Annotated in this window: 20 protein-coding genes; 15 read left to right on the top strand and 5 right to left on the bottom strand. The window is 72.5% G+C overall.

The features are described 5' to 3' along the window. Positions 1-113 precede the first annotated feature (113 nt). On the top strand, positions 114-641 hold the full coding sequence (locus tag H293_RS0117995; RefSeq protein WP_020119256.1) for a YbjN domain-containing protein: 528 nt from the start codon (positions 114-116) through the stop codon (positions 639-641). Between the two features lie 12 nt (positions 642-653). On the opposite strand, the gene H293_RS0117990 is transcribed toward H293_RS0117995, so the two are convergent. Together H293_RS0117990 and H293_RS0117985 are read right to left on the bottom strand one after the other, a co-directional pair. Then, positions 654-1,028 (bottom strand): hypothetical protein, encoded by a 375-nt coding sequence (locus H293_RS0117990; RefSeq protein WP_020119255.1) that lies wholly within the window; start codon positions 1,026-1,028, stop codon positions 654-656. A 140-nt stretch (positions 1,029-1,168) separates the two neighbouring features. After that, positions 1,169-2,371: a pyridoxal phosphate-dependent aminotransferase gene (locus H293_RS0117985; protein ID WP_020119254.1), complete on the bottom strand. Its 1,203-nt coding sequence runs from the start codon at positions 2,369-2,371 to the stop codon at positions 1,169-1,171. 129 nt (positions 2,372-2,500) lie between these two features. Here H293_RS0117985 and H293_RS0117980 point away from each other — a divergent pair, with 129 nt between their 5' ends. The 11 genes from H293_RS0117980 to kynU all read left to right on the top strand — a co-directional run bounded on the left by H293_RS0117980 (position 2,501) and on the right by kynU (position 13,199). Beyond that, complete coding sequence (locus H293_RS0117980) at positions 2,501-2,821, top strand: hypothetical protein (RefSeq protein ID WP_020119253.1); 321 nt, start codon at positions 2,501-2,503, stop codon at positions 2,819-2,821. 407 nt (positions 2,822-3,228) lie between these two features. Beyond that, a complete protein-coding gene (locus H293_RS0117975) occupies positions 3,229-3,753 on the top strand; it encodes a DUF2617 family protein (RefSeq protein WP_020119252.1) in 525 nt (174 codons plus the stop codon). 89 nt (positions 3,754-3,842) lie between these two features. Next, positions 3,843-5,483: a polyamine aminopropyltransferase gene (locus H293_RS0117970; RefSeq protein WP_020119251.1), complete on the top strand. Its 1,641-nt coding sequence runs from the start codon at positions 3,843-3,845 to the stop codon at positions 5,481-5,483. An 81-nt stretch (positions 5,484-5,564) separates the two neighbouring features. Then, positions 5,565-6,362 (top strand): SRPBCC domain-containing protein, encoded by a 798-nt coding sequence (locus H293_RS0117965; RefSeq protein ID WP_020119250.1) that lies wholly within the window; start codon positions 5,565-5,567, stop codon positions 6,360-6,362. A 24-nt stretch (positions 6,363-6,386) separates the two neighbouring features. Beyond that, positions 6,387-7,178, top strand: coding sequence for an aldose epimerase family protein (locus H293_RS0117960; protein WP_020119249.1), 792 nt, complete (start codon positions 6,387-6,389; stop codon positions 7,176-7,178). 10 nt (positions 7,179-7,188) lie between these two features. Beyond that, positions 7,189-7,737, top strand: coding sequence for an orotate phosphoribosyltransferase (pyrE, locus tag H293_RS0117955; RefSeq protein ID WP_020119248.1), 549 nt, complete (start codon positions 7,189-7,191; stop codon positions 7,735-7,737). Between the two features lie 128 nt (positions 7,738-7,865). Beyond that, entirely contained in the window at positions 7,866-8,897 is a 1,032-nt protein-coding gene (gene fbaA, locus H293_RS0117950; RefSeq protein ID WP_020119247.1) for a class II fructose-bisphosphate aldolase, read from the top strand. A gap of 66 nt (positions 8,898-8,963) precedes the next feature. Then, positions 8,964-10,433, top strand: coding sequence for an MFS transporter (locus tag H293_RS0117945; protein ID WP_020119246.1), 1,470 nt, complete (start codon positions 8,964-8,966; stop codon positions 10,431-10,433). Between the two features lie 171 nt (positions 10,434-10,604). After that, positions 10,605-11,018 carry a DUF3151 domain-containing protein gene (locus H293_RS0117940; protein WP_020119245.1) on the top strand — a complete coding sequence of 138 codons (414 nt, stop codon included), beginning with the start codon at positions 10,605-10,607 and terminating at the stop codon, positions 11,016-11,018. A 149-nt stretch (positions 11,019-11,167) separates the two neighbouring features. Beyond that, on the top strand, positions 11,168-12,010 hold the full coding sequence (locus H293_RS0117935; protein ID WP_020119244.1) for a tryptophan 2,3-dioxygenase family protein: 843 nt from the start codon (positions 11,168-11,170) through the stop codon (positions 12,008-12,010). After that, entirely contained in the window at positions 12,003-13,199 is a 1,197-nt protein-coding gene (gene kynU, locus H293_RS0117930; protein ID WP_020119243.1) for a kynureninase, read from the top strand. The genes H293_RS0117935 and kynU overlap by 8 nt, the downstream gene beginning before the upstream one ends. Positions 13,200-13,215: 16 nt before the next feature. Here kynU and H293_RS0117925 read toward each other — a convergent pair whose 3' ends face one another. Continuing rightward, a complete protein-coding gene (locus H293_RS0117925; RefSeq protein ID WP_028807947.1) occupies positions 13,216-13,842 on the bottom strand; it encodes a TetR/AcrR family transcriptional regulator in 627 nt (208 codons plus the stop codon). 207 nt (positions 13,843-14,049) lie between these two features. On the opposite strand from H293_RS0117925, the gene H293_RS0117920 reads away from it, so the two are divergent. The 3 genes from H293_RS0117920 to H293_RS0117910 all read left to right on the top strand — a co-directional run bounded on the left by H293_RS0117920 (position 14,050) and on the right by H293_RS0117910 (position 17,146). Next, positions 14,050-14,979: an alpha/beta hydrolase gene (locus H293_RS0117920; protein WP_020119241.1), complete on the top strand. Its 930-nt coding sequence runs from the start codon at positions 14,050-14,052 to the stop codon at positions 14,977-14,979. Positions 14,980-15,098: 119 nt separating this feature from the next. Beyond that, complete coding sequence (locus tag H293_RS0117915) at positions 15,099-16,484, top strand: sensor histidine kinase (RefSeq protein ID WP_028807946.1); 1,386 nt, start codon at positions 15,099-15,101, stop codon at positions 16,482-16,484. After that, positions 16,481-17,146: a response regulator transcription factor gene (locus tag H293_RS0117910; protein WP_020119239.1), complete on the top strand. Its 666-nt coding sequence runs from the start codon at positions 16,481-16,483 to the stop codon at positions 17,144-17,146. Before H293_RS0117915 ends, H293_RS0117910 begins: the two co-directional genes overlap by 4 nt. 30 nt (positions 17,147-17,176) lie before the next feature. On the opposite strand, the gene H293_RS0117905 is transcribed toward H293_RS0117910, so the two are convergent. Together H293_RS0117905 and H293_RS0117900 are read right to left on the bottom strand one after the other, a co-directional pair. Then, on the bottom strand, positions 17,177-18,268 hold the full coding sequence (locus H293_RS0117905) for a DNA polymerase III subunit beta family protein (RefSeq protein ID WP_020119238.1): 1,092 nt from the start codon (positions 18,266-18,268) through the stop codon (positions 17,177-17,179). Positions 18,269-18,357: 89 nt separating this feature from the next. After that, on the bottom strand, positions 18,358-19,998 hold the full coding sequence (locus tag H293_RS0117900) for a carboxylesterase/lipase family protein (protein ID WP_020119237.1): 1,641 nt from the start codon (positions 19,996-19,998) through the stop codon (positions 18,358-18,360). Positions 19,999-20,001 lie beyond the last annotated feature (3 nt).

Here is a 20,001-nt window from a genome sequence, read left to right as displayed (position 1 = left end):
CTACGTGGCTGACCGGATCATGTCAGCCCTGGGAGGACAGGGTCCGTCTGGGCTTGCCACCCCCCTCCCCGCATGGGGGAGGATGGCGGAATCCGTACGAAGGGAAATTCACGGTGACCATCGATCCGTCCTCGATTCCGAACTTCGGGGGCCAGCCCGAGCCGCAGCCCCAAGGACCGGCGGGCCCCGTCGTCCCGGATCAGGATCTCGTGAAGCAGCTCCTCGACCAGATGGAGCTGAAGTATGTCGTCGACGACGAGGGTGACCTCGCGGCGCCGTGGGAGCAGTTCCGTACGTATTTCATGTTCCGCGGCGAGGGTGACCAGCAGGTCTTCTCGGTGCGGACGTTCTACGACCGGCCCCACCAGATCGACGAGAAGCCCACGCTGCTGGAGTCCATCGACGACTGGAACCGGCGCACCCTGTGGCCCAAGGTCTACAGCCACACCCATGACGACGGCACCGTCCGTCTGATCGGTGAGGCGCAGATGCTCATCGGCACCGGCGTCAGCCTGGAGCACTTCGTCTCCTCGACCGTGAGCTGGGTGCGCGCCGCCATCGAGTTCGACAAGTGGCTCGTCGAGCAGCTCGGCCTCGAGGAGGAGGTCAACGACGCCGAGAAGCCCGAGGACGACGAGTAGGCGTTCCTCCCGCTACCAGGGCGTATCGGCGAGTACGACCAGATACGCGCCGTAGGCGAACGAGAGCCCGGCCAGGGCACCGGCCACCACGGCCGCGTGCCGGGGCCGGGCTCTCCCGCTTTCGGCACCAGCGCCGGTGCGAGCGGGGCGAGCGCCGCTCCCGTCCACAGCCTGTGGGTAACTTTTCGGTTGGTCCAAAGTCGCCGGGACGGCCCCGCGAAGTACGGCCCGGACGTGCGACGTCAGAGCCTTGCTGGTCGAGGACGCCCACGTCAGGCTCTTGGCCGCGGTGACGGTCGACTGGGGCTTCCAGGTGGTGGTTCCCGCCCGCTTGTACTGGAAAGCGACCTTGGCGGCGGCCGCGGGCCCGGCGCCGGTCCGGGCCACGGTGGCGGCCAGGACCCGGACCGGCAGTAGCGTCCGCTACCCGGTCAGCCCGGTCAGCTCGACTGTGATCCTTGTGTACGCCTCCCCGTGGCACCCGAAGGACACCGAACAGCCTCCGACGAGTGGCCCCGGGGCGGTGGTCAGCGTACGAATGCCTTGCGGAGTCGGTCTGCAGCGTCCGTCAGGACGCCCGTCTGCTTGCAGAATGCGAACCGCACGAACGGTGCCCCCTCCTCCCGGTGGTCGTAGAAGACCGCGTTCGGGATGGCGACGACCCCCGCGCGTTCGGGCAGGGCGCGGCAGAAGGCGAAGCCGTCGCTCTCGCCGAGGGGGCGGATGTCGGTGGTGATGAAGTACGTTCCGGCGGGCTTGAAGACCGTGAAGCCCGCCTCCTCCAGACCGCTCGCCAGCAGGTCCCGCTTGGCCCGCATGTCCTCGCGGAAGGCGGTGAAGTAGCTGTCGGGCAGGGCGAGCGCCTCGGCGACCGCGTACTGGAAGGGGCCGGAGGAGACGTAGGTCAGGAACTGCTTGGCCGAGCGGATCGCCGAGACCAGGGCGGGTGGGGCCGTGATCCAGCCGACCTTCCAGCCGGTGAAGGAGAAGGTCTTGCCTGCGGAGCCGATCGTGACCGTGCGCTCCCGCATCCCCGGGAAGGTCGCGAGGGGCAGGTGCTCGGCCTCGTCGAAGACCAGGTGCTCGTACACCTCGTCCGTGACCACCAGCAGGTCCCGCTCCACGGCCAGTTCGGCGATCGCCGTCAGCTCCGCGCGGGTGAGGACCGTGCCGGTGGGGTTGTGCGGGGTGTTGATGAGGAGGAGACGGGTCCGGTCGGTGACCGCGGCGCGCAGCTCGTCGAGGTCCAGGCGGAAGCGGGCACCCCCGTCGAAGTGAGGCCGCAGGGTGACCGGGACCCTGGTCCCGCCCGCCATCGCGATACAGGCCGCGTAGGAGTCGTAGTACGGCTCCAGTGCGACGACCTCGTCACCCGGCTCCACGAGCGCCAGCAGGGCGGCGGCGATCGCCTCCGTGGCCCCGGCCGTGACCAGGACCTCGGTGTCAGGGTCGAAGGACAGGCCGTAGCGGCGCTCCTGGTGCGCGGCGACCGCGGTGCGCAGCTCGGGGACGCCCGGACCCGGCGGGTACTGGTTGCCGCGTCCGTCGCGCAGCGCCCGCACCGCCGCCTCCCTGACCTCCTCGGGGCCGTCCGTGTCGGGAAAGCCCTGACCCAGGTTGATCGAGCCGGTCCGCAGGGCCAGGGCGGACATCTCGGCGAAGATCGTCGTCCCGAACTCGGCGAGACGGCGGTTGAGCAGGGGGCGCGCGCTGGAGGTCATGCCGGTCATCCTGCGCCCAAGCTCTGGAGTTCCTCAACTCTGCTTTGGCCCGTGACCCGGAAGGGCATCTCCAGCTCACGCAACCGGCGAGGCGCCCACGGGGGGTCGCTTCGGGGGGTAACGGAAGGAGGGTGAGCCATGGTCATCGGCATCATCCTGGCGGTGTTCGCGGTCCTGTTCGTCGGGACTCTCGTGTCCGCCGCGAACAAGAAGCAGCGCGTCAAGCTGGTCAAGGGGCCCCGCGGGGGCCGGTCCCGGGCGCACCGGGACAGCTGGTGGGCCGGAGGCGCGACGGGTGCCGGCTCGACGTGCGGTTCGTCGGGCGGGAGCTCCGGGGGCCACAGCGGAGGGCACCACGGTGGGCACTCCTGCGGTGGCGGGCACTCCTGCGGCGGTGGGTCGTCCTGTGGTGGCGGGTCGTCCTGCGGCGGCGGGGGCGGATGCGGGGGAGGCAGCTGACACGGGGCAGCTGAGCTCCAGCAGGGGGAACCGCATCCGAGCACGGGGGAGCGCGGGGGCGTGTGTCCGGACCTGGGTCGGGTCGCACGCCCCCGCTTGTCGCATCTTCACTCCGGCGCTCCGGTGCCCCGGCGCGCACTCCGGCCGCCGTGGCGTGCGCCGTGGTTGAACAGATGAGCTGGGGAGCCCACGCAGGGATGGAAACCCCACGAAGTTGGGTAAAAACCCTGTGGCGGCATCGCCGTTCATGATTCCCTCTAACTCACCAACGCAGCCCCTCGGACGTCCTACGGACAAGGACGCGTCCTGACCTCCCGACTGGGCTGACCGGGCCGATCCCCCCACAGTCGCCCGGGTGCGCCGGAACCCCACACCACCCTTTCTTTGCGTGCTAGCGGAGCCGATCCATGCTCACGACCCTGAACACCTCGTACACCGACACGCGCGCGGCCGACCTCGCCTGGGCCCTGGGGCGTGAGCCGCTGCCCGCCCTCGCCACGCTCGACCTCGAAATCGACGGAGCGAAGCTTCAGTTGAGACTCCTCGGCGCGTCCCACCAAGTGCTCCTGGAGGAGGACCGGGGCATGTGTTCGGAGACGGTGGCGTGCATCGCCGGCAGCAGTACGCCGCTGCCGCTGGGCGTGGCCAAGCGGGTGGGGAACTGGGAGTACGAGTTCGCCGCGCGCGTCGAAGCGCTGTCACCAGGTCAGTTCGCGGGCCGGGCACAGGAGTTGCTCGCGCTGGTGTCCGACCATCCGCACGGCCTCGCCGGGGTCTTTCCCGGCAGCCCCCACGCGTTCACCGCGCTGCTGGCACAGCGGTACGAGGGACAGGTGCACTGGCGGACCTGGCACGCGTATCCGCAGGACGGGCAGTTGGTGGCCACGCGGACGCGCGTCGGGGTCCGGGTCCCGGTGGGGACGTCGGGCTGAGCCACACAAACCCCTGTTCTCCCGGTTCACTCCCAGTTCCACACGTGTGGGTGACGAAGCGTGCCGTACCCGTGACGTAACGTCGCACCGTGATCGAGCCGCACGCCCCCGCCCCGCCCGGCGCTCCGCCGCCCTGGGTCGGGCCCGCGCGGCTGCCGGTCCGCCCCGACACAGGCCGGTTCCTCGTCCTCGCCTGTGTCTTCGTCTGCGCGGCCTGCGGACTGGTGTACGAGCTCGAACTGGTCGCCCTCGCCTCGTACTTGACCGGTGACTCGGTCACCCAGGCGTCCGTGGTGCTGTCCGTCATGGTCTTCGCGATGGGCATCGGCTCGCTGGCGGCCAAGCGGCTGCGCCGGCACGCGGCCGTGGCCTTCGGCGCCCTGGAGGCGCTGCTCGCACTGGTCGGCGGGTGCAGCGCGATGGCGCTGTACGCCGTGTTCGCGTGGACGGGTGACTGGGGCGGGCTGTGGGCGAGCGGTCCGCGCTGGCTCCTGGTCGCCTTCTCCCTCGCCATCGGTCTGCTCATCGGTGCCGAGGTCCCCCTGCTGATGGAGCTGATCCAGCGCATCCGCCGCCAGGACGCGGGCGGCGCGGTGGCCGACCTGTTCGCCGCGGACTACGTCGGCGCACTGGTCGGCGGCCTGGCCTTCCCGTTCCTGCTGCTGCCCCTGCTGGGCCAGTTGACCGGCGCGATGCTCACCGGCGCGGTCAACGCGATCGCGGGCGGGGCCCTGGTCCTCGGTCTGTTCCGCCGCGACCTGACCCATCGGGCCCGCTGGCTGCTGCTGGTCGCCAACCTCGCCGTGCTCGGTGTCCTCGCCACCGCCACCGTCCTCGTCGACGACTTCGAGCGGGCCGCGCGGGAGGCGGTCTACGGCAAGGACGTGCGCGTCGCCCTGCAGACCGGCGTCAGGGAGATCGCCCTCAGCGGAGGCACCGACGGCCGCCCCCTCGACGTGTACGTCGACGGCCGCCTCAGGGTCAGCGGCGGCGACGAGGACCGGTACCACGAGGCCCTCGTCCACCCCGCGATGGACGGCCCCCGCGCGCGGGTGCTCGTCCTCGGCGGCGGCGACGGACTCGCCGCCCGCGAGGTGCTCAGGTACCGAGGTGTGCGGCGGGTCGACATCGTGGCGCTCGACCCCGCGGTGGTCGACCTGGCCCGCCGCGACCCGGCGCTCTCCCGGCTCAACGGTCACGTGTACGGCGACGCGCGTGTCCACGTGAGCACGCAGGACGCGTTCCGCCGGCTGCGGAGCCCGGCGCCCGTGCCGTCGTACGACGTGGTGATCGCCGACCTGCCCGCCCCCGGCGTCACCGCGAGCACCAAGCTGTACTCGGAGGAGTTCTACGGCCTCGTCCGCCGCGTCCTGGCCCCGGGCGGCCGTCTCGTCGTGCACGCGGGGCCGGTCTCCTCCCGTCCCCGTGTCTTCTGGACGGTGGACGCGACCCTGCGCGCGGCGGGCCTGCGCACCACGCCCTACCGCGTCGAGGGCCGCCACTCCGGTTCCGCCGCGGGTCCCGGGCGCACGGCCGGAGCGTCCCGCGCCCCCCGTGACTGGGGGTTCGTGCTGGCCTCGCGGGAAGGCCGCCCGGTGCTCGGCCTGGACCCCCGGGGGCCGCGGCCGGCGACCCTGACGCAAGGGTCCCTGCGGGCGGAGCAACGGGCGGCGGAGGCGACCCGGGTCGGGGGGCTGGCGGCCTCGACGTTGGTGCATCCGCGCTACTGATCCGCGCCCCCGGGCGGAACAGCGGGTCACTTTCCACCAACGGGGGTGCATGACCGGCGGCCCTGGGTAGGCTCGGCAACCATGGAGCATGAGGTGTTCGTTCCGGTTCCGGTCGAGCGGCTGAGGGAGACCCTGGGGGACCCCGGCAGGGTGGCCCGGGCGGTTCCCGGGCTCCAGCAGGACGCCGGTGCGGACCCCGTCGCCGGGCGCCTGAAGATGCGGGTCGGCAGCCACTCCATCACCTACCGGGGAGCGGTCCACGTCTCCGCCCGGGACGACGGTTCCTACGTCGTCGAGGGCGACGCCACCGAGACCCGCGGCACCGGTTCGGTCAAACTCGCCCTCACGCTGCGCCTGCGCGACACGGACGGCGGCACCACCGTGACCTTCGGCGGCACGGCCACGGCGGACGGCCGCGTCACCGAGCTCCCGCCGGACGCCGTGGGCTCCGCGGTCGTACGCCTGCTGAACCGTTTCGCAGAGGCGCTGGGCGAGGCGCAGAGGGAACCGGAGCAGCGGGAGCAACTGGAACGGCGGGAGCGACCGGAGCAGCAGGAGCAGCCGGAACAGCCGGAACAGCGGGAGCCGCAGCCGCGGACACCGGAGGCCGTGGAGGCCGCCGAGGAGCCCCCGGCACCCCTCGTCGACGATTTCACGGAACCCGTCGGCCCCCCGGCCGAGGCGGCCCACGCCCGCCGCACCATGATCGGCCGCAGCGCGGAGGAGGTCGACCACGCGCCCCCGCGGGGCCGCTACGCCCCCGTCCCCGCGCCCCAGACGGTGGCATCGAGCGCGGCCCTGCGCTGGGCGGCGCCGACGGCGGCAGCGGTCCTGGTATCGGCGATCGTGGTCGGAAGGGCACTGAGGAAACGCCGTTGAGGTGCCGTTGAGTAGGGTCGTCCCGTGAGCCAAGAAGACATCACACTGACCGCGGGCGACGCGGAAGTGACCTTGCAGCCGGGAAACGGCGGACGGGTCGGGGGACTTCGGGTCGGAGGCGTCCAACTCCTGCGCCAGGGCGACCGGTTCGGCTGCTTCCCGATGGTCCCCTGGTGCGGGCGCATCCGGGACGGACGGTTCCGTGACGGCGCCGACGTCCACCAGATGCCGCTCAGCTCCCCGCCGCACGCCATCCACGGCACGGCCCGCGACGGCGTCTGGAGCATCGCCCGCACGTCCACCGACGAAGCGGTCCTCACGTACGACCTCGTCGAGCCCTGGCCCTACCCGGGCCGCATCACCCAGGTCGCGGCGCTCACCCCGGACGCCCTGACGCTCACCATGTCCGTGGAGACGTACGACTCCTCCTTCCCGGCCCAGATCGGCTGGCACCCCTGGTTCCACCGCACCCTCGACGGCGGCGAGCCCGTCCGGCTCGACTTCACCGCCGCCTGGCAGGAGGAGCGCGGCGAGGACCACCTGCCCACCGGCAACCGCGTCGAGCCGAAGCCCGGCCCCTGGGACGACTGCTTCGGCATGCCCGACGGCGTCGACGTCACGCTCACCTGGCCCGGCCAGCTGGAGCTGAAGGTCGCCAGCCGCGAGGAGTGGGTCGTGGTGTACGACGAGCAGGAGGCCGCCGTCTGCGTGGAGCCGCAGACCGGGCCGCCCAACGGCCTGAACACCCTGCCGCGCCTGGTCACACCCCTGGAGCCGTTGGAGGCCTCGACGACCTGGAGCTGGCGCCGCCTCTAAGCTGGCAGGCATGACGGACCTACGCGGCGAGCTGCTGCAGCAGATCAAGGACAAGGCCGTGGTGCACGGCAAGGTGACCCTTTCCTCGGGGCTGGAGGCCGACTACTACGTCGACCTGCGCCGCGTCACCCTCGACGGCGAGGCGGCCCCGCTGGTCGGGCAGGTGCTGCTCGACCTGACCGCGGACCTGGAGTTCGACGCGGTCGGCGGCCTGACCATGGGCGCCGACCCGGTCGCCGGCGCCATGCTGCACGCGGCCGCCGCGCGCGGGAAGCGCCTGGACGCCTTCGTCGTCCGCAAGGCGGCCAAGGCACACGGCATGCAGCGGCGCGTGGAAGGCCCCGACATCGCGGGCCGCCGGGTCGTGGTCGTCGAGGACACCTCCACCACCGGCGGCTCCCCGCTCGAAGCGGTGGCGGCGGTGCGCGAGGCGGGCGCCGAGGTCGTCGCGGTCGCCACGATCGTGGACCGGGCGACGGGCGCCGCCGAGAAGATCGAACAGGGCGCGGGCGTGCCGTACCGCTTCGCCTACTCGAAGGACGAGCTGGGACTGGACTGACCACGGGATGGACCATCCGGCGGAGTCTGGAAAGATGGGGCCGACGATGACGTCGAACCCCCACACAAGGTCTAGGTCAGGGCCGTAAGCACGCAGTACGCCAACCCGCAGATACAAGGAGCGGACACATGCCGATCGCAACCCCCGAGGTCTACAACGAGATGCTCGACCGGGCGAAGGCAGGCAAGTTCGCCTACCCGGCCATCAACGTGACCTCGACCCAGACCCTGCACGCTGCGCTGCGCGGCTTCGCGGAGGCCGAGAGCGACGGCATCATCCAGATCTCGACCGGTGGTGCCGAGTTCCTGGGCGGCCAGTACAAGAAGGAGATGGTCACGGGTTCCGTGGCCCTCGCCGAGTTCGCGCACATCGTCGCCGAGAAGTACCCGGTCACCGTCGCGCTGCACACCGACCACTGCCCCAAGGACAAGCTCGACGGGTACGTACGCCCGCTGCTCGCCGTGTCCGAGGAGCGTGTGAAGGCCGGTGGCAACCCGCTGTTCCAGTCGCACATGTGGGACGGCTCGGCGGAGACCCTCGCCGACAACCTCGCCATCGCCCAGGAGCTCCTGGAGCGCGCCCGCGCCGCCAAGATCATCCTTGAGGTCGAGATCACCCCGACCGGCGGCGAGGAGGACGGTGTCTCGCACGAGATCAACGACTCCCTCTACACGACGGTCGACGACGCCATCCGTACGGCCGAGGCGCTGGGCCTGGGCGAGAAGGGCCGCTACCTGCTGGCCGCCTCCTTCGGCAACGTCCACGGTGTGTACAAGCCGGGCAACGTCGTGCTCCGCCCCGACCTGCTGAAGGAGCTGAACGACGGCGTGGCCGCCAAGTTCGGCAAGCCGGCCGGGTCCCAGCCGTTCGACTTCGTCTTCCACGGCGGCTCCGGCTCCACGGAGGAGGAGATCCGCACCGCGCTGGAGAACGGCGTCGTCAAGATGAACATCGACACCGACACCCAGTACGCCTTCACGCGTCCGGTCGCCGACCACATGTTCCGCAACTACGACGGCGTCCTGAAGGTCGACGGCGAGGTCGGCTCCAAGAAGACCTACGACCCGCGCACCTGGGGCAAGCTCGCGGAGGCCTCGATGGCCGCCCGTGTCGTCGAGGCCACGCAGAACCTGCGCTCGGCGGGCACGAAGATCAAGTAAGGCCCGCTGCGGCTGTTTACGGTGAGCCCGGTGCTACGGCACCGGGCTCGCTGTATACCTGGGGTCATGCCCGACGTCCGGCTGGCCTCGCCGCAAGGCAAGTGGATCCTGCTCACCACCGTCCTCGGCTCCAGCATGGCGATGCTGGACTCCACCGTCGTCAACGTCGCCCTGCCGCGCATCGGCCGCGACCTGGACGCCGACCTCGCCGCCCTGCAGTGGACGGTCAACGCGTACATGCTCACGCTGGCCGGGCTGATCCTGCTCGGCGGCTCCCTCGGGGACCGGTACGGCCGCCGCAAGGTCTTCGTGGTCGGGGTGGTCTGGTTCGCGGCCGCCTCCCTGCTGTGCGGCCTCGCCCCGAACGCCGGTGTCCTCGTCGCCGCCCGAGCCCTCCAGGGAGTGGGCGGCGCCCTGCTCACACCCGGTTCCCTGGCCCTGATCCAGGCCTCCTTCCACCCCGACGACCGGGGCCGGGCCGTCGGCCTGTGGTCCGGTTTCGGCGGCATCGGGGCGGCCGTCGGGCCCTTCGTGGGCGGCTGGCTGGTGGACGGTCCCGGCTGGCGCTGGGTGTTCCTGCTCAACGTCCCGCTGGCGCTGGTATGCGCGCCGATCGCCGTACGGCACGTACCGGAGTCGGCCGACGGGCGCGCTGATCACGGGCGCTTCGACGTGCTCGGCGCGGTCCTGGGAGCCCTGTCGCTCGCGCTGGTGACGTACGCGCTGATCGAGGCCCGTTCCGGGTCCCTGGTGGTCGTCGTCACGGCGCTCGCGGGGGTGGCCGCCGGGGTGGCCTTCGTCGCCGTGGAGAAGCGGCGGCCCGACCCGATGATGCCGCTCGGGATCTTCGCGTCCCGGCAGTTCACCGCGGTCAACCTGGTGACCCTGTGCGTGTACGCGGCCTTCGGCGGGTTCTTCTTCCTGGCCGCGCTCCAGCTCCAGGTGGTGGTCGGCTGGTCGGCCCTCCAGGCCGGTACGGCCCTGCTGCCGACGACCGCCCTGATGCTGCTGTTCTCCGCCCGCTCGGGCGCCCTCGCCGACCGCATCGGACCGCGCATCCCGCTCACCGTCGGCCCGCTGCTGTGCGCGGCGGGGATGCTGCTGATGCTGCGGGTCGGCCCGGGCGCCTCCTACCCGGCCGACGTGCTGCCCGCGCTGCTCGTGCTCGGCACCGGCATGGTCACCCTGGTCGCCCCGCTGACGGCGACCGTGCTGGGCTCGGTGGACGCCTCGCGGGCGGGGCTGGCCAGCGGCATCAACAACGCGGCGGCCCGGGCGGCGGGCCTGATCGCGGTGGCTGCGCTGCCGCTGGTCACGGGGATGGGGGAGGAGGCCTACCGGTCGCCCACGGCGTTCGACAGTGCGTTCGGGCGGGCGATGACGGTGTGCGCGGGGGTGCTGGTGGTGGGGTCCGCGGTGGCTTTCGCGACGGTGCGGTCGCTGCCGGCGGGGTGCCGGAGGCCGGAGTGCCGGACGCATGGAAGTGTCCTGGCACCGCCGCTGGAGGGGGAGAAGGCTCGGGGGCGACTGTCGTAGGCCCGCTGCGCGTCGGTGGGGGCTGGTCGCGCGGTTCCCCGCGCCCCTGACTAGGTGCAGTCCAGGGCTGCTCGGCTGTGCCCACCGTTTTTAGGGGCGCGGGGAACTGCGCGACCAGCCACGACGGACCCGCGGACAACGACACACCCTGAGGCGAGGGAAACTGGACCCATGTCGATTCACGAGAACCTCCTGGGGGGCCCGCCCCCGACCCACCTCCCCGACGACCCGGAGCCCCGTGAGCTCCTGGCGAACGGCACCGCCCCCGCGGATGTCGCCGCGAAGTACCCCACCTCCTCCCTGGCCTGGGCCCAGCTGGCCGACGAGGCGTTCGAGCGGGGCAGCGTCGTGGAGTCGTACGCCTATGCCCGTACGGGCTACCACCGCGGCCTGGACTCGCTGCGCCGCAACGGCTGGAAGGGCCACGGGCCGGTCCCGTGGGAGCACGAGCCGAACCGCGGCTTCCTGCGCGCCCTGCACGGCCTCGCCCGCGCCGCCGGAGCCATCGGCGAGCAGGCGGAGTACGAGCGCTGCACGCAGTTTTTGAAGGACTCCTCGCTCACTGCGGCCGAGACGCTGGGCTGAGCGGTCACCGCCTTCCGGGCCCGCCTGTGTGATCAGGCGGGCCTTGCCTTTTGCGGGGAGCATGGAAGAGGATGCCCGGCGGGGACCGGGGCCCCGTGTCGGTAACGGCAGGGCGGACCGCTACCCGGAGTACACATCAGGAGACAGCGATGCCGTCCCATGAGGCTCAGGAATCCCAGGAGCCGGAGACCCCGCATCTCGACTTCCAGGGCACGACGCCGTACGAGGACTACGTCAAGGCGGACGTGCTCACCCACCTCCAGCACACCCTCTCCGACGATCCCGGAGAGATGGTCTTCCTGGTCACGACCCAGGTCATGGAGCTGTGGTTCACCGTCATCGTGCACGAGTGGGAGACCGCGGCCGCCGCGCTGCGCTCCGACGACGTGCCCACGGCCGTTGCCGCGCTGAAGCGGTCCGTCCGGGAGCTGGAGGCGCTGACCGCCTCCTGGAAGCCGCTCGGCCAGCTGACCCCCGCGCAGTTCAACTCCTACCGCTCGGCGCTCGGCGAGGGCTCCGGTTTCCAGTCGGCGATGTACCGGCGCATGGAGTTCCTGCTCGGCGACAAGTCCGCGTCGATGCTCGTCCCGCACCGGGGCGCGCCCCGTGTCCACGCCGAGCTGGAGAAGGCGCTGCACGAGCCGAGCCTGTACGACGAGGTGCTGCGGCTGCTCGCGCGGCGCGGGCACGCGATCCCGGCGGCGGTGCTCGACCGTGACGTCTCGCTCCGCTACGAGCCGTCGGAGGAGGTCGAGGCCGCCTGGACGGCCCTCTACTCCGGCCCCGAGAACGACGAACTCGCCCGCCTGGGCGAGGCGTTGACGGATGTCGCCGAGCTGGTGTGGCGCTGGCGCAACGACCATCTCGTCGCCACCCGCCGTGCGATGGGCTCCAAGGCCGGCACGGGCGGCTCCGCCGGGGTGGCCTGGCTGGAGAAGCGCGCGCGGAAGAACGTGTTCCCGGAGCTGTGGACGGCGCGGTCTCATGTCTGAACTCGCTTTCAAGGCACAGGAGTTGGACGCCGGTGACGAACTGGCGGGCCTGCGCTCGCAGTTCGTCCTCGACGAGGTGGTCTACCTCGACGGCAACTCGCTGGGTGCCCTCCCGGCCGCCGTCCCGGGGCGCGTCGAGGACGTCGTACGCCGTCAGTGGGGGTCCTTGCGGATCAGGTCCTGGGACGAGAGCGGCTGGTGGAGCGCCCCCGAGCGGATCGGCGACCGGATCGCCCCGCTGGTCGGGGCCGCGGCCGGGCAGATCGTGGTCGGCGACTCGACAAGTGTCAATGTCTTCAAGGCACTTGTGGGAGCGGTGCGGCTCGTGGGCGGTCCGGACTCCGGCCGTGACGAGGTGGTCGTCGACGCGACCACCTTCCCCACGGACGGGTACATCGCCGAGTCCGCGGCCCGGATGACCGGCTGCACCCTGCGGGCGGTGACCCCGGCCGAGGTGCCGGGCGTGCTGAGCGACCGGACGGCGGCCGTCCTGCTCAACCACGTCGACTACCGCACCGGGCGCCTGCACGACCTGCCCGGGCTCACGGCCGCCGTGCACGCGGCGGGCGCGGTCTCGGTCTGGGACCTGTGCCACAGCGCGGGCGCCCTGCCGGTCGGTCTCGACGCGCACGGCGTCGACCTCGCGGTCGGCTGCACCTACAAGTACCTGAACGGCGGCCCCGGTTCACCGGCGTACCTCTATGTGCGCCGCGAGCACCAGGACCGCTTCGACTCCCCGCTGCCGGGCTGGACCTCGCACGCCGACCCGTTCGGCATGAGTCCGTCCTACGCCCCGGCCGAGGGCGCGCTGCGAGGCCGCGTCGGCACACCGGACATCCTCTCCATGCTCGCCCTGGAGGCGGCGCTTGAGGTCTGGGACGGGGTGTCGGTCGAGGCGGTGCGCGCCAAGTCGATCGCCCTGACGGACTTCTTCCTGGAGTGCGTCTCGTCGTACGTCGAGGAGGGGCGCGTCGAGTGTGTGACCCCCCCGGCGCACCGGGAGCGGGGCAGCCAGGTCGCGCTGCGCTGCGAGGACGCGGGCGAGGTGATGAAGCGGCTCATCGAGCGGGGTGTGGTGGGCGACTTCCGGCACCCGGACGTGCTGCGGTTCGGTTTCACGCCGCTGTACGTCGGGTTCGCGGACGTGGAGCGGGCGGCGCGGGTGCTGGGGGAGACGCTCTCCGGCTGACCGGCTCGGCGTGGTGTCAGGCTGGAGTGGCCGGGGTGGCCGGAGTGACGTACACCCCGGCCTTCGCCGCGGCGACCGCCGCGTCCGCCGCGCGTTCGGCGGCGGCCGGGTCGGGGGCCGTTCCGGTGGTGAGCAGGCCGTAGTAAAGGGGGGCCGAGACCGCCCGTACGACGGTCGCCGGGTCCGTGCCCGCGGGGAGCTCCCCGCGCGCGACGCCCTCGCTCACGCACGGGGCCCACTCGGCGATCCGTACGTCGTAGAAGTGCCGCAGCGCCTCGGCCGTACGCGGGTCGCAGGCCGCCGCGGCGATGACCGCGCGGAACAGCGCGCCCTGGCGGGGATCGGCGAGCGTCCGCTGGACCAGCAGGGCGTTGGCCCGCAGGTCGTCGCGGACCGCGCCGGTGCGGGTGCGGGGCAGCGACTGCTCGGCCATGTCGGCGAGCAGGTCGGCGACCAGCGCGGTGACCGTCCCCCACCGCCGGTACACGGTCGTCTTGCCGACCTCCGCGCGCCGGGCGACCTCGGCGAGGTCGAGGCGGTCGAAGCCCTGCTCGGCGAGCACGTCCCCGGCAGCCCGCAGCACGGCCGTACGGACACGCGCGGTACGCCCTCCGGGACGGACGGTGCCGGGTTCGGCGGACATGTCGGACTCCTCGGTGCGCTCGGTGTCCGCAGGGGCGGACACCTCGCCAGCGTAACGAAACAGCAGAACCGTTTACCCCTCACCGAGCGTGACATGCCCGTGTCCGCGCACGTCATGGGCCTGATACCGTCCCGGCCAACGGCCGAATTCTCTTCCAGGATGCTTTCACGGTCCGTCAGATCCGTTACGTCACTGAGAGGTTGGAGTATGCCGGACGACGCCGTAGCCCGTGCCGCCGCGGAAGCCCGTGCCGCGGCCGAGGAGGAGTCCGCCTTCTCGCACCCGGCGGTCGACCCCGACGCCGTCGCGGCGTACGGCGACGACCCCGACCAGGTGATCGACTTCTACGCCCCGCGCGTGGCGGTGTCTCCCGGAGGCGGTCTCGCGCCGCTGGTCGTCGTCCTGCACGGCGGGGCGTGGCGGGCACCGTACGACCGGCGGCATGTGACACCGTTCGCGGACTTCCTGGCCCGTCGGGGATTTGCGGTGGCCAACGTGGAGTACCGCCGGGGCGGGGTCTCCCTCCCCGCGCAGGGCGCCGCGGCCGGAGGCACCGCGGGGGGCGCCGGGCCGGTGGCCGGGCGCTGGCCCGAGACCTTCGACGACGTGGCCGCCGCGATGGACGCGCTGCCCGCGCTCGTGCGGGAGTTCCTTCCGCAGGCCGACCCGCGCCGCATGGTGGTCACCGGTCACTCCGCGGGCGGCCACCTCGCTCTGTGGGCCGCGGCCCGGCACCTCCTCCCGGCCGACGCCGCGTGGCGCATCGACCGGCCGGCACCCCTGCGCGGGGTCGTCGCCCTCGCCCCGATCGCCGACTTCGCGGCCGCCGACAAGCTGGACGTGTGCGGCGGGGCGTGCCGTCAACTCCTGGGCGGAGCCGAGGGGTTCACCGCGCGCGTGCCGTACGCCGACCCGGCACTGCTGCTGCCCACCGGCATCGCGACCACCCTCGTCCAGGGCCGCACCGACACGGTCGTCCCGGAGGCGGTCGCCGAGGCGTACGCGGACGCGGCGGCCAAGGCGGGCGAGGTGGTGGGCCTGACCCTGCTGGAGGACGTCGGCCACTTCCCCCTGATCGACCCGGCGGCGGACGCGTGCGCGGTGGTGGCGGAGGAGATCGCGCAGCTGGCGTGGTGAGGTCGGTCGCGGGGCTCCGCCCTGCTGCCCGGTCATACCCGTAGTACCTGAGAGGGACGCCGAAGGACCCGTCTCACTGGTGACGACGGGGACCTGGGCCCCCACCTACCGTTTTGCCTGTGACCGATACGACCGAGACGCACATGACCATCCCGCACGGCGTGGGCAGCGGCGGGCAGTCCGACGCGCACAGGCCCCGCAGCCCGGAGTTCAAGGCCGCCGTGGGCGCCCTGCGCGGCCTGCGGCAGGACCTGATCAGTGATCTCCTCGCCTACCGTCCCCTGCCTCCGACGTCCGTCGACAGAGGGCTCTCCCGCGTACTGTCCGGCCGGCTGCGGGAGTACGCGGTCTGGACGCCCCACGTGCTGATCACGGCGGCCGGCCTGCTCGCGATGATCATCGGCGCGAACCGCAACGACCGCGGTGGCGGCACCAATGTCCTCATCGGCCTGCTCGCCCTGACCCCGGTCCTGCTGACCATGGTGCGGCCGGTCATGGCCTTCTGGGCGTCGTTGGTCGCCACCGCGATGGCCTACCCGGCGGTGGACGCCTGGGACGGCAGCTGGCCGTGGCTGGCGGGCGGCTTCGTCTGTCACCTCGTGGTGCTCACCGTGGTCGCGGCGCGCACCAGACCGCGTGCGGCGGCGTGGATGTGGCTGCTGACCGGTGCTTACGGCCTTGCGTGGCAGGCCGCCGCCGGCACGCACTACCACCGCTCCAACACGGTGGAGCTGCTGTTCGTCTCCGCCCTGTCCCTGCTCGCCGTGACGGTCTGGCACATACGCCGGGACGCCCAGCGGACGGTGACCGCCCAGCAGACGGTGACCGCCCACGAGCGCTCCCGCCGCACCCTGCTGGAGGAGCGCACGACCATCGCCCGCGAGCTGCACGACGTGGTCGCCCACCACATGTCGGTCGTCGCCATCCAGGCGGAGGCGGCCCCCTACCGGGTGGAGAACCCGCCGCCCGAGCTGGAGAAGGCGTTCGCCACCATCCGGGAGAACGCGGTGGCGGCCCTCACCGAACTGCGCCGGGTCCTGGGCGTGGTCCGCGCCGAGGACTACGAGGCGCCGGACGCCCCGCAGCCCACCCTCGCCGACCTCGACGGCCTCCTCGACAATGTGCGGGGAACGGGTCTGAGCGTCGACAAGGCGGTCACCGGGGCGGTCCGCGAACTCCCGCAGGGCGTCGAGCTGTCGGCGTACCGGATCGTCCAGGAGGCACTGAGCAACACCCTGCGCCACGCGCCTGGGGCGAGCGCGCGGGTCGAGATCGGATACGTCCTGGGCGGGTTGGGCCTGCGTGTGGTCAACGGCCCGCGGCCCGAGCTGTCGCTGCTGAAGCCCTCGCCCGGAGCGGGGCACGGCATCACCGGTATGCGGGAGCGGGTCTCCATGCTGAACGGCGAGATGACGGCGGGCCCGACGGACGAGGGAGGGTACGAGGTGGCGGTGTTCCTGCCGGTGCCGCTGCCGGAGCCGCTCAGGGACGAGGGTGGGGCATGACGATCCGGGTCCTGGTCGCGGACGACCAGATGATGGTCCGCGAGGGCTTCTCGGTGCTGCTGAACGCGATGCCGGACATCGAGGTGGTCGGTGAGGCCGTCAACGGCCGCGAGGCGGTGGACCGGGTCCGTGAACTCGCCCCCGACGTGGTCCTGATGGACATCCGGATGCCGGAGCTGAACGGCATCGAGGCGACCAGGGAGATCGTCGCGTCCGACGGCACCGCGAAGGTCCTGGTCCTGACGACCTTCGACCTCGACGAGTACGTGTACCAGGCCCTGCGCGCGGGAGCCTCGGGCTTCCTCCTCAAGGACGCCTCGGCCCGTCAACTCGCCGAGGGGGTACGGGTGGTGGCCTCCGGTGAGGCGCTGCTGGCCCCCTCGGTCACCAGGCGGCTGATCACGGAGTTCTCCAAACTCTCCGAGTCCCCGAGACTCATGGCCTCGGCCCACACGGCCTACGGCGACCTCACCGACCGCGAGACGGAGGTACTGATCCTCATCGCCCAGGGCCTGTCGAACCAGGAGATGGCCGAGCGCCTGCTGGTGGCCGAGTCGACGATCAAGACCCATGTCAGCCGCATCCTGGTGAAACTGGGCCTGCGGGACCGCACCCAGGCCGCGGTGTTCGCGTACGAGGCGCGGCTGGTGACGCCGGGGTAGGGCGTGTGCGGCCCTTCTGCCGGCCGGGTGTCAGTCCTGCAGGCGGACCGGCATCAGGACCGAGAAGCCCCCCTCGTCGTCGGGCCGGCGGATCGCGATCGGCGCCGTCGGGGCGGTGAGCTCCAGCACCAGCCGGTCCCGGCCCGCGGCGGCCAGCGCGTCCAGCAGGAACCCGCGGTTGACCGCGACGCGGCCCTGATCACCGGCGTCGCCGTCGGCGCAGACGGTCACCGTGCCGTCGTCCTCCACCCTGAGCACGCTCAGGTCATGCGTTCCGGTCTCGTCGCTGCGGACGGGACCCGTCTCCAGGGCCCTGCGGAAGTCCGCGACCTCGACGAGGGCCCGGCGGTCACCGGCCTGGGGCAGGAGACGGCGGTAGTCGGGGAAGTCGTGGTCGAGGCACCGACCGGCGGCCTGCCCGTCCCCGGCCTCCAGGGTCACGCGGTCACCGTCGAGGGAGAACCGCACGGGCCCCTCGCCGTGCAGCAGCGCCCGCATCGCGTCGGCGAGCGGGGTGGGGACGATGACCTGTACCCGCCTCCCGTCGTACCCGTCGTGTCCGTCGACGGCGGTCCGCGCCACGGCCAGGCGGTACCGGTCGGTGGCCACGAGATGGAGGTCCTCACCCTCGATGTCGAACAGGACCCCGCCCAGCATGGGCAGTTCAGGGTCGGTGCTCACCGCGAAACGGACGGTGTCCAGCGCGGCCGCCAGCTCGGGCGCGCCGACGGTCAGCCGGACGGTGGCGGTGCGGAGCGAAGTCATGAGGTTCTCCCGTTGATCGAGTAGGGCTCGGAGTGCGGAGAACTCACTGCGGGCATCGGACAGCCCCGATTCGAGGCGGCGAAGATGGGCCGTGAGCAGTTTCCGGACCAGATCGGTGTCCGTGCCGGACCAACTGGCCAGCACCAGCCGGATGTCCGCCAGCGGCATCCCGGCCCGGCGCAGCCGGGCCAGCAGCCGGGCCTCCTCCAGCTGCGCGGGTTCGTACCAGCGGTAGCCGCTCACCGGATCCACCCAGGCCGGCACGAGCACACCGGCACGGTCGTAGAACCGCAGGGCGCTCACGCCCAGTCCGCTGTCGCGGGCCGTCTCGCCGATGCTGCGCATGTCGTTCTCCACGCCCTGAACTCTGGGCCCTGCACAAGGTCGAGGGTCAACCCCGGCTCCCCGTGCCCCGCCCAGGTTCACCGGCCGCCCCCGTCCGCCGTTCAGGGCAGGGCGTTCCAGAAGGCGCAGTGGTGGCGGGTGGCGGTGGTGCGGGTCGGGCCGGTGTGGTCCGGGGTGAGGGACTGCACCGTCCCGCGCGGCCAGGGTGGGGCGGCGGGGGTGTCGGGGGTGCCGGTGCGGGCGAAGCGGGTCCAGTAGTCGATCATGGTGGTGGCCAGGCGCCACTGGGCCGGGGTCATCGTGCGGGGGCGGCCGCCGAGGTCGTACAGGTAGGGGAGTTCGGCGGCGTGGGGCGCTCCCAGGGGGAACGGCGGGGTGCCGGGGGTGAGCGGCGGGGCGTGTTCGTCCGCGAACTCGTAGCGCCAGACGGGGACGCGGGTGCTGAGCAGGTCGCCGGTGCTCAGAGTGGGGCAGGCGAAGTCGGCGTCGCCGATGACGGCGCCGAACACCGGGCCGCCGTCCTTCCCCGTCACGGGGTACTCGTGGACGATCGCCCTCGCGCGGGCCTGGCCGGGGAAGAAGGCGGCCACGACATCGGGCCAGGTCTCGGGGGTGACCGGGTTGCCGGCCTGCATGATGCCGGCGGCCCAGCCGTTGCCCTCGTCGTGGTTGCTGCCGAGGAGCACGGGCACGTGGTGGACGCGGCCGGCGGTGAGGGCGTCCGCGGGGTCGCGGGGCAGCAACGGGGTGGCGTAGGCGGGCTGTTGGTCGGGGTCCTGGGCGGCCAGCAGGCGGGAGACCTTCACCCCGCGCAGGCAGGTCATGGTGTTCCGGGCGGAGGAGCAGCCGACCCCGGCCGCGAGCCGCGCGCCGGTCTCACGCGCCGCGGGCAGCGCGGCGGCGAAGGGGGCGAAGGGCCGGTCGGGCCGTCCGGTGCACGGACCGCTCTGGATGATCGCCCGTTCGAAGAGGCCCGCGGCGGCGGGCGAGGCGAGCTGGGCGCAGACGCTGTAGCCGCCGGCCGACTCGCCGGCCAGTGTGACGTTGTGCGGGTCGCCGCCGAAGGCGCCGATGCCGGCCCTGACCCAGCGAAGCGCCGCCTGCTGGTCGGCCAGGCCGAAGGTGCCGGAACCCGGGAGGCCGGCCCGGGCGAGGAAACCGAGCGCGCCGAGGCGGTAGTTGACCGTGACGACCACGACATCGCCACGGGTGGCCATGCGGTGGGCGTCGTAGGAGCTGCCCGCGCCGGTGGTGAAGCCGCCGCCGTGCAGCCAGACGATCACCGGCCGCGGGCGCCGCGGGGCGGGTCCGGCCGGGGTGGTGACGTTCAGGTACAGGCAGTCCTCGTCGGTGCTGCCGCCGGGTACCTCGCCCGCCGGCTGCGGGCAGGCGCTCGCGGGCCGGCCGGCGTCCCGTGTCCCCGCCCAGGGTCGCGCTGGGCGGGGTGGCGCCCAGCGCAGCTTGCCGACCGGGGGTGCCGCGTAGGGGATGCCCTCGAAGGTGTCGTAGCCGTCGTGGGCGGTGCCCCGCAGCACACCGTCGTGCGTGCGTACCGTCGTGCCGGCAGCGGGCGTCGCGCGGTCCGCCCGCTGTGTGGACGCCGACGTGGATGTCGGCGGGGACGCCAGGGTGGACATCGGTGCGGACATCGGTGTCGGCAGCGTGGGCCGGGCCGTGGCGAGCACGGCGGTCAGGGTGGCCAGTGTGCAGGCCAGGGTGGTCAGGACACGGTGCATGCTCATGGG

Source organism: Streptomyces canus 299MFChir4.1 (assembly GCF_000383615.1).
In the GTDB taxonomy this organism is placed as follows: domain Bacteria; phylum Actinomycetota; class Actinomycetes; order Streptomycetales; family Streptomycetaceae; genus Streptomyces; species Streptomyces canus_C.
Note: the sequence above shows the minus strand (reverse complement) of the source record. Positions and strands in the feature narration are given on the sequence as shown.